Source organism: Paenibacillus sp. 102, assembly GCF_039549175.1.
Classification (GTDB): Bacteria; Bacillota; Bacilli; order Bacillales; family Bacillaceae_G; genus Bacillus_A.
In genome coordinates this window covers 1-10,730 of record NZ_JBCGHT010000041.1, presented here as the reverse complement: position 1 = coordinate 10,730, position 10,730 = coordinate 1, and the positions used below count along the sequence as shown (strand labels likewise).

At 34.5% G+C, this 10,730-nt stretch carries 6 protein-coding genes and 2 pseudogenes; 6 read left to right on the top strand and 2 right to left on the bottom strand.

Annotated elements, in window-relative coordinates; genetic code table 11:
• Positions 1–564 precede the first annotated feature (564 nt).
• Positions 565–1,338: a CsxC family protein gene (locus tag AAIE21_RS28820; RefSeq protein WP_343269815.1), complete on the bottom strand. Its 774-nt coding sequence runs from the start codon at positions 1,336–1,338 to the stop codon at positions 565–567.
• A gap of 553 nt (positions 1,339–1,891) precedes the next feature.
• On the opposite strand from AAIE21_RS28820, the gene AAIE21_RS28815 reads away from it, so the two are divergent.
• From AAIE21_RS28815 to AAIE21_RS28790, 6 genes and pseudogenes are all read left to right on the top strand, one after another.
• Positions 1,892–2,413 (top strand): DUF3967 domain-containing protein, encoded by a 522-nt coding sequence (locus AAIE21_RS28815; protein WP_343269814.1) that lies wholly within the window; start codon positions 1,892–1,894, stop codon positions 2,411–2,413.
• A 188-nt stretch (positions 2,414–2,601) separates the two neighbouring features.
• Entirely contained in the window at positions 2,602–3,600 is a 999-nt protein-coding gene (locus AAIE21_RS28810; RefSeq protein WP_343269813.1) for a S66 family peptidase, read from the top strand.
• Between the two features lie 677 nt (positions 3,601–4,277).
• Positions 4,278–5,731, top strand: a pseudogene (locus AAIE21_RS28805) (plasmid recombination protein).
• 224 nt (positions 5,732–5,955) lie between these two features.
• Positions 5,956–6,603, top strand: coding sequence for a MarR family transcriptional regulator (locus AAIE21_RS28800; protein ID WP_343269812.1), 648 nt, complete (start codon positions 5,956–5,958; stop codon positions 6,601–6,603).
• Between the two features lie 689 nt (positions 6,604–7,292).
• A complete protein-coding gene (locus tag AAIE21_RS28795) occupies positions 7,293–9,362 on the top strand; it encodes a serine hydrolase domain-containing protein (protein ID WP_343269811.1) in 2,070 nt (689 codons plus the stop codon).
• A 616-nt stretch (positions 9,363–9,978) separates the two neighbouring features.
• Complete coding sequence (locus AAIE21_RS28790) at positions 9,979–10,539, top strand: helix-turn-helix domain-containing protein (protein ID WP_343269810.1); 561 nt, start codon at positions 9,979–9,981, stop codon at positions 10,537–10,539.
• 85 nt (positions 10,540–10,624) lie between these two features.
• On the opposite strand, the pseudogene AAIE21_RS28785 reads toward AAIE21_RS28790, so the two are convergent.
• Positions 10,625–10,730: pseudogene (locus tag AAIE21_RS28785) on the bottom strand (DinB family protein); the annotation flags it as partial.

Sequence of the window (10,730 nt, the reverse complement as noted above, 5' to 3'; positions counted from 1 at the left end):
AAACATTCGTTCTTTTTTTGGATACATTTAATAAACGAATAGTCCTGTAACTGACAAAAAGAAACAATATGTTATGAATATTATATTCACTTAAAGTTAACATAACGTCCTATTATCGGTAGCAAGGACAAGCTGGAATCCTTGTTTTTATTAAGTTTCCTCTTCTTTTCTATGTAAAATTGATATGCAGGATTTTATACATTGTTGATATAGCAAGGATTCTAGGGGGTCTTTGCTATTTTATTTTTCTGTTTTTTTGTATAAAATCTTGTATAAATTACTAAATTGGTAGATGTAAAAGAAAACATTATGTAGCAACTATAGAACGGCTAATAGCAGCCATGAACAAGAAGAACATAACACTAGAACAGGCTGTAAACTTAGTGATATCAAGTGTTGAAGAAAATAAGGTAGCAACTGTTGCTATAGATAGCGTAGCAGACATAGAACAGAAGAAATCATTTTGAAGTTGTTCTGTTTTAGTAAATAAATTTTAAAATTTACTAGAAAAAAAAGAAGAATTTTTTAGAATTCTTCTTTTTTTTAATGCATGAACATTTTTAATTAGCAGTTAAATCCAGTTGTTCCGAGTTGTACTTGTTGAGTTTGTAATACTTTCAAAGTCAAATCAAGAACGATTTTCTCACGTAATTTGTCAAATGCTTTTTCGTCATGTTTTTTATCACATGAATCTCCATGATGTTTATCATGCTCAATAAAACATGGTGAATAGTCAAGCTCATAAAATTCTGCACTAATTAATTCGCAATATGGTTGTTCATTATAGAAAACATTATTTTCGAAGAAGTATTTGTCTAGACGAGGAATATCATTCTTTTTTGGATTAATGAAACGAGCTTTACTTTCTGAAGAAAAAGCTATAACTGCTGGAGAAAGAAAGTCATCTTCAGTTAAATCAGCAAAACCAGAGAAGTGAACCTTTGCAATTTTATCATAAATTACGCCATTGCAGTCTTTACCCGCATATTCAATATTTTTACGAATAAAACCTTCTACAAATAATTTTGCTCTTGTTACTTGTAAATATCCTGTTGTATTAATTGCTTCATATTCAACAGGTACTAGTTTACATTGTGTTAAAAATACATCTTTTAACACTCTTTTAATTTCTACTGCTGGTGGACAAAGTGGAATATCTGCTTCTACTACAATTTGAAGCGTTCTTTCTGCTAATACAACTGGAATTTTAACTCTTGGATTGTTTGCAAGAACAGGTGTTACGTCAGTATCGCTGAGTGGAGTTCGTGTTTCTGATTTAACCTTACAATCATCTTTTTTAATATGATCATTGTAATATTTGTTTTCTTGATCACCCAATTTAAAAAACCTCCGTTTATTTTATATTTAAAGTGTTTTTACATCTACTTTAATATGATATTTAATATATCTATTTGTGTGAGGGCTTGTATAATAGTTATTTTTCTTATTTTGAAATATTAGGCTAGATTAGATTAATAAAATCAATGTTTTTTTATATTAGATTTTGCTTAGCATATATCTTAAAAGAGATAGATAATACAAAAATTTATTGCACTATTTTGAATAAGAAAACATACATTATATTGTGGAACGAGTATTCGAACGCTTGTTTTACACTTATATTTAAAATCTCCTTAATAAAAAAGGAAACCTATTAATAGGTTTCCTTTTTTTAATAAAATGGATATTGTTTTAGGTGATTTGAAAGTAAACTAATATTTAAAGGTTTTACTTTTTGAAAAGATAAATAGACAAATTATTATTAATTGATAGATGTAAAAGGTAATAAAAACTTCTCTTTAAATTTAAAAAAGAAGGTGTTACCTTTTTTAAGAAGGAAAAAGACTATGTAACAACTAAAAAACAGCTTAGAGCAGAGGGAGGACAAAGTATGGCTCAAACTTATTGGGGATCAGAGGTAGCCAAGAACTTAGGGATTGGCTCAAGTACTTTACGTAAATATTGCCTTGCCCTGGAAGAAGCTGGGTATCCTTTCGAGCGGGGTAATAATAATTCGAGAGTTTTTTTTCATAAAGATGTAGCAACTATAGAACGGCTAATAGCAGCTATGAACAAGAAGAACATAACGCTAGAACAAGCTGTAAATTTAGTAATATCAAGTGTTGAAGAAAATAAGATAGCAACTGTTGCTACAGATAGCGTAGCAGATACAGAACACATAAAAGCATTAACAGAACGTATAGAACGATTAGAACGACTGAATTTAGAGTTAATTCAAAGATTGGATCAGCAAAGTAAAATTTTACAGGAAACTGATGCTCAAAGGATAATAAGAGAAGAGCAAAGAGATACTCAATTAATGCAAGTATTAAGAGAAATACAAGATAGCAAGCGTCTAGTAGTAGCTTCAGAACAGAAAAAATCATTTTGGAGTCGTTTATTTGGTAAATAAATTAGAATTTAGTGATAGAAAGAAACGAGCTTTTTTAGCTTTAAAACATTTGAGCATTAAGTAAGAAAAAAATCTCAAAAATTATAGGGGATTAATTTTACATGCATGAGTGCGAATGATTAATTGTAAGACTATGTACATTACTTTTTCATTTTAATATAAATGCCTTTTAAGGGAGAGATAAAGTAATGAAACTCAGTAAATTACAAAAAGGTGATTTAATTGGAATTTATTCCCCCTCATTACCAGCAACTTATACAGTACCTAAAAGATTTAATCGAGCAAAAAAATTTCTGATGAGAAAAGGATTTAATATAATAGAAGGAAATTTGACTGGTAAACATGATAACTACCGATCTGGAAGCATTAAAGAACGGGCAGAAGAACTCAATGAGTTAATACGAAATCCGAATATCAAATGTATCATGTCAACCATTGGAGGAATGAATTCTAATTCAATATTGCCTTATATTGATTATACAGCATTTATAAAAAGTCCCAAAATTATGATAGGTCATTCTGATGTTACTGCAATATTACTTGGGATATACGCAAAAACTGGAATACATACATTTTATGGACCTGCATTAATCCCTTCATTTGGTGAATTTGAGCCATTTGTTAACTTTACATACGAATATTTTAGTGACATGTTAGAAGAGAAACAAACATTACCTTATAATATTAAAAAGCCACCTTATTGGACGGATGAATTTGTCAATTGGAAAGAAAAAACTAAGAAAAAACAACTTAGAAAAAATGATTGGGTCTGTGTAAATAGAGGAAAAGCAACAGGTAGATTAATTGGGGGAAATTTAAACACATTAAGTGGTATTTGGGGTAGCGAATACATGCCAGAAATAAAGGAAGGAGATATCCTTTTTATCGAAGATACAACAAAAGATGCTGCTACTATTGAAAGAAGTTTTTCATTACTCAAAGTCAATGGAATATTTGATAAAATATCGGGTTTAATTCTTGGAAAACATAAACAATTCAATGATAATGGTACAAACAAAAAACCATATGAGATTCTATTAGAGGTTTTAAATAATATTAACATACCTTTTATTGCAGAATTTGATTGCTGCCATACTCACCCGATGTTAACTGTTCCAATTGGTATTAAAATAGAGATGGATGCAGAAAATAAAACATTAACAATTCTTGAAGAGTGGATAAATTAAATTTATTAAATACTCAAAGACTGAGTAATCTAAACAGGGGTTAGATACACTATTTTGATAAATGGGAACCAAACTGAAATTCCTGAATAATATGCAATTAGGAAGAACAGTTTTGGAAACAAAACGCCACTTCTATCGGGGCAACCCGAAAGGGAAGATTCATATCTTCCCGCTTTACATAAGAAAACCACCTTAGGGTGGTTTTTTATTTTCGCTCCCATAATTTAAGAGAGCTTCATATCTGTTTTTTAGGTTTTTTCTTGTTCAACTAAGGATATAGTCATAAAAGCACATAGAAAGCAATTTATAGTGTTTGTCAACGGTACCGGACCGAAGGGAGGATAAGGAGTTGACAGAATCACTGCACCAAGACCCTTTTGGTTGTTTCAAAAGTTTACCTTTTGACCTGCCTACCGGCGAGGGAGTCCCTCAAGGATTGAGGGGTTGGGGAGTTCGATTGAGGGGGTCAAGGGGAAGAGTTCCCCTTGTAGGTTCGGACAAAGTCCGAGGTTTTTGCCATGCTAGGCATGGTTTGGCGAAGCCAAAAAGTGTCGGAGACCCCTATCGATTTTGATGCGTCAGCGTCAAAATACGTATAGGGTTACGTTAATTGACACAATTTCGTCACTTTGCTAGACTTATTGTATCAATTAATCTAGGGAAAGTGGTGGCGTTTTATGTTGTTCTCTATCTCATTTAATCAATCTCATCAAAGTTCATTGAGCCATAATAACAGAGAAAACATTCATGGGAATCCTGGCATTGATCCATCCAGATTAGACGAGAATATCTACTTTGTTCAAAAGGACATCCGTAGTGTATACAAGGATGTCTTTCAAGAAGCCGTGGACAAGTACAATGAAAAGCAAAAACGAAATGACCGCAAAACTAAGGATTATTATGACAAGATAAGAAAAGATACAAAGACGCATGAGCAACGAGAACTGGTTGTAGCGATTGGGGAAGGTAAAGACGACCCAAAGTATAGGGAATCCAAAAAGGAAGCGTTAAAACAGTATGCTGAGGCGTTTCAAGAGCGAAATCCGAATCTTGCTGTCTATAATATGGTTTTACATGATGATGAAGCCAATCCGCATCTACATATTAACTATGTACCGAATTTTGAAAGTAGTCGAGGATTAACGAAGCGTGTCGGAATGGATAGAGCCTTGCAACAACAAGGCGTAAAAGGAAAAGGGACGGAGTTAATTGCGAATTGGAGACAATCAGAAACGGCTTATATTGAATCTTTGGCCAAAGAACAAATTCCAGAATTCGAACGAGCGAATGTAGGTTCACATAAGTACATGAAAGTCCGTCAATACAAGGAATACGCTGAAATGAAATCAACCGTTGAGAATCAAATATATGAAAAAGAAATGCAGTTAGAAGTTTTTGACCATCATATGAAGCATGCTGAAGAAAAAGTAAATGAATTACAGATGGTGAAAACACATGTAGCGGATAAATACAAAGAGTTAGAAGCAGTGGAACAACAAGTAAAAAGTGAAAGTGAAAAGTTACAGCTGATTGGTCAGCGATATATAGAGTTAGAAAAAAAGGTGAAACAACAGCAAAAAGAATTGGATAGTGTTACGAATCAAGTACCAGATGAACCTATTAAAATTCCATTTTTGCGTAAAGAAGTAATAACAGAAGTACAGGATACAATGTTTGGAAAAGCTGAAATTACGAAGAAACAGACAAGAAATTATGTGTTATCACCAGAACAATATCAAAAATTAACAAGACAAGTGAATGCAGCTGTTACTATCAAAAAAGATTATGAGCGTTTGAGAAAAACAGATTTTGTGAAAGAGAATGAAAGTTTAAAAGCGCATGCAGAGAGTTGGATGAAAGAAAATCGAACGTTGAAACAAGAAAGAAGTCAGTTACAAAAAGAAGTCGGTGTGTTAAAGGGGGAAATTAGCTTATTAAAAGCTCATATAAAGGGTTTGCAGACGAACATAAAGTTTTATATGAACAAACGAAAAGAGTCCTTAAAGACCAATTTCAGTCCTTTAGAGGGATTATTAAAAATGAATTGGGTAATAAAAGCGTAGATAATCATTTTGAACGTGAACATAAGAGAGAAATAAGCAGATATCAAGATTCTGATATGGAAAGGTAGACGTAATAATGTTGAAAAAGAGAATTGATTTTTAATAGATGGAAACCTTTAGCAAAGCATTTCATGTTATTATAAAGAAAGACGTATAAATGAGAAAAACCGCCCCAGCTTTGGACGGCAAGGCGGTTTTTCATAATAAGGTTGGAATCAACCACTATATAATATTCTATATACATTCTAACATATAAAAGTTGATTCCTTCCACTAAGGGAGAGAATTATTTTATGACAAAAGTTGTAGATTTTGGACAAGCTGAAAAGAAAGCTAGATCAAGAGAAAATCAGATTGAAAGCTTTTTAGAACAAGCAAATGTAGGTTTATCTTCTGAACAACAGCAATTGTTGCTGCAAATTTTACATAGTACAACTGGTGAAGATTATTTTATAGGTAAAAAGAAAAAACGAACTGATGGGGTGAAGTTCGTGCAATTAATTATGGATAACATAAATTATTTAAATAAAATTGGTTACTTACAACCTAAAGAAGAAGCGTTTTTATTTAAGCTTACTCCTTACATTGAATTTAAGACAAATGTAATAATAGAAAGAGTAGATAATGAATTAGAGGTTGAAACAAATGCAGCAACCCCTAGTTATTTAGCTGAACAATTTGGAAATACTAGAGAATATATTTCTAGGATTATGAATTCCTTATTAAAGAAAGGTATACTTGGTGTTGCTGAATCTGGAATGACTACTGATGATGGAAGAATTTGTTCTTCTAGAACATGGTTTGTGAATCCTAATGTTATGTGTTGTTCTCCTAAAGATGGTGTAGATAAGGCAACTCAACATATTTTTAAAAGATCTCTTCGTAATTTTAAAATTAAAGATAGCAGTAAAAAACATAAATTACCAGTTTATTTATTTTAAAAAAAGCCTGACTTTTAGTCTTGCTTTTTTTTATTTTATCTTATTTCCCATTTTTTAGGTGTGATTATTCAGTCACACAGGTGTGATCAAATAATCACACCCTATCCCCTTTAAACCCTTGATATTATTGAGTTTTTGTATTTTTCCTTTCTCACTCTATATATATAGCTAAAAGTTCCGCAAGGAACGGGTCGTATTTTTGAGAAAACCACTCAAAAATCTCCACCCTCAAAATAAAAAAGCAGGTTCGTTTATCCTCACCTAAAGGCTACCGCCTTTTCTTTTTTATTTTGTCCTGGCAAAACTTTTTTCGGCTCGATTTGCTTGTATCGCCAAGCCGACAGACCAAAAGCAAGATAATGGTTATCGACTTGGATAAGCAATTATACGAGCCGAACCGCCAGATTATTCGCTTATTGTATTATTCTTACTCTATAAATCTACACGTTTATGTGGTGGGCTCTGCCTCCACCCCCCCCGGCCAGCCTCTGCCCAAAAGCAAGGGAAAAACTTAAGATCACAACCACATGGTTTTTACGGAAAACTGTTGTTATAAATCTTTATCTTCTTTTTACTCTGATTTGATTTTGCTTATGTATACTACTTAACAAGGATAATAGGAGATACCTTTGTCCTAAATAACCGATAAGTGATGAAATCGATCACTTATCTAAGGAGGCAATTCTCTCATGAAAAATAAACTATCTGAGGTATTAGCCACTACATTGGCGCTAACGATGATTTTACCAACAGGGGCGATAGCGTCTTCTAGCAGTAAGACTCCGGTTGTAGCTAGCCAAGAACTGGAGAAGATTGCGACAGAGAAGGCTGCACTACTAACGAAGTCCCATGGGACGACTAGCGTGCAGTATGCACTAATTGATAATGGCAAACTTATTTTGTCGGGTCAGACAGGCAAGAACGATATGGAAGGGAAACAACAGCTGACCAAAGATACTATATATGGGATTGGTTCAGTTAGTAAAGTGTATACAGCAGCGGCTGTAATGAAATTGGTCGACGTAGGAAAAGTCGATTTGGATGCTCCTGTTGTTCACTATGTTTCTGATTTCAAGATGAAAGACGAGCGGTATAAACGTATTACGCCGCGTATGCTGTTGAACCACTCTTCGGGTTTGCAAGGTACCACGTTCAATAATTCAGTTTTATTTAAAGATAATGATACCTATGTCCATGATATCTTGTTACGGGAATTGTCTAACCAAAGCTTGAAGGCAGACCCTGGCGCGTTTTCGGTATACTGCAACGACGGCTTTACGCTGGCCGAGATTTTGGTAGAAAAAGTCAGCGGTATGAGCTTTACCGAATTTCTACATCAACAGTTTACAGAACCCTTAAAGTTAAATCATACGAAAACGCCGCAAGACAAATGGGAAGATGAAAAGCGGGCTGGACTTTATTTTCCGACATATCAAGGACAGCTTCCTATTGAAACGGTGAATGTGATTGGTTCTGGAGGGATCTCTTCTACGGCAGAAGATGTAGTGCGATTCTCACAATTATTTATGGGACAGAGAAAAGGGATCCTTTCTAATAAGGCAGTCAAGGCGATGGAGCAAGAAGAATATAAAAAAGGAATGTGGCCGGGGGATGGAGATAATGTGTTCAACTATGGTCTTGGCTGGGATAGTGTGAAACTATATCCATTCAATAGATATGGGATAAAGGCCTTGGCTAAGGGCGGCGACACGGCACTGCAACATGCTACACTGATTGTACTTCCAGAACAGAAGATGGCAGCGGCTGTATTGTCATCTGGTGGCGGCAGCCCTACAAATCAATTGCTGGCAACTGAATTGCTGCTCGCTGCACTTAAAGAGAAGGGCACAATTAAGAACATCAAGCCGAACAAATCTTTTGGCAAGCCGATCAAGGCTAAGATGCCTCAAGACGTGGCGAAAAAAGCGGGTTTTTACAACAATACCTTCAGTCATTTCAAAATAAAAATTACGAAGAAGGGAGAACTGTTCTTATCATCTAATCGAGAAGAAAAATATGTATATACTGTGGATGGAAGCTTTATTAATGAGAAGGGTACCTCCAAGCTCAACTTCGTCACGGAGAAGAATGGAAGAACTTATTTGAGGGAAAGCACATATAAATCGACGCCAGGCTTAGGGCAAGATGTGCTGACCCACTATTTAGCCGAGAAATTAGAAGACAACGTGTTATCGAAAAAAATCGCTGCCGCATGGGCGAAGCGAGAAGGCAGCAAGTTCTATCTTGTGAACGAGAAATTTAGTTCTATGAACTATCTCGTACAACTGATATCTCTTACCACACAAATTACTCGTAAGGAAGACCTGGCGGGCTATTGGAATGGCAGAAAAATTACAGGTCCGAACAAGGCGGCCCATCAATTCCAGATTCCCGTGGTGGAAGGACGTGATACGACGGAAGCCCGTTTCTATACAGAGAGCGGTAATGAATATATGGAGATAGCCGGATTGTTATATGTAAGTGAATCCAAAGTAAAATCGCTTAATGCAGGACAATCATCGAAAGTTAAACTGCAAGCAAATGGGCATGCGAAATGGTTTACGATTCCGCAAGCGGCAGCAGGGAAAACGATGACCGTGGTGTTGCCATCTGAGAGTTCGTTCGCAGTATATGATGAGAAGGGAGTATGCGTCAATTTTACCGTTGTGAGCAGCAATAACAAAGTAAAACTGCCGAAGAACGGAACGGTTGTATTTGTTGGCGCGCCGAAATCGGAATTTGCAATCACGTTGAACTAGTTACTTGTTTGTTCTTTACAATTTATCTATTTTAGATGTCATTTTTTATATTGACATCTTCTTTTTTTCCATTTTTTAGGTGTATCTTTTTTTCGAACACCCCCCCCTCTCAAAACCTTGCTATTACTGACTTTCTTCACTTTGTTCTTTTCACTCTTATATATAGGGCTAAAAGTTCCGCAAGGAACGGGTTGTATTTTTGAGAAAACCACTCAAAAATCTCCACCCTCAATATCAAAAAGTCGGTTCGTTCATCCTCACCTAAAGGCTATCGCCTTTTCTTTTTGATATTGTCCTTGCAAAACTTTTTTCGGCGGGTTTTTAGCTTTCGCCAAGCCGAACAGACCAAAAACAGGGTTAAGTTGCTCGACTTGGATCAGCAATTATACCCGCCGAATCGCTAGTTCTATCGATTTAAATAATGAGCTTATTTCATATTCAGTTACGTTAAGTTCCTGGGGGATAGCCCCCAGACCCCCAGCCAGCCCCCAACCCAAAAACAAGGGAAAATAGCATGATAAAACATTTTTACACCTTAGAATCATGTTATTATAAAGAAATTTGGTAGTCTTTAATTAGCCTTTAACTTAACCTCAAACTTAAGGGAGATGTATAGATGAACATTGGTAGACAAATACAATATTTTCGTAAACGGGATAATATGTCCCAAGAGAAGTTAGCAGAAAAAATTCATGTTTCCAGACAATCTATTTCTAACTGGGAAAATGAAAGGAACTATCCAGATATTCATAATTTACTAATGATGAGTATTCTCTTTAATGTCTCCCTGGATGATTTAGTTAAAGGAGATGTAAAAATCATGAAAGAAGAACTTCAAAAATCAACTTTTTTTAAGTGGAGTTACATCATGTTAGCATCAATGATTATAGTTCCTATTTCTATTGCACCTGTATTTTACTTTTTTGGTTATTATGGTCTTATAATACCTTTACTACTTATGATTTTGCTTATGTTTTCATCACAGCAAGTTGAAAACATAAAAAAAGAGCATAATTTAAAAACTTATCGTCAAATAGTTGATTTTATAGAGGGAAAACCTGTAAGTGAAGTAAGGCCTAATATAAAAGACAAATTATTAAAAATAGGTTTGATGCTTGCAAGTGCTTTAATTAGTTATAGTTTGATTTATTTAGGATTGAGTGTATTTGGAAGATAACTTAGAAAACTATTAAAAGTCCTCCGGATTGTTTAACTGGAGGACTTTTGTGTTTACATAATTCTCGTTATTGGTAGTGAAATTATTAATCCCATATATTTGGGCGTTCAATTTTCATTGTTCTCATATAATCTAACATTTGTCCTGTATGAACACCCTCATGATATGCTATACGCATTAACATATCCCCT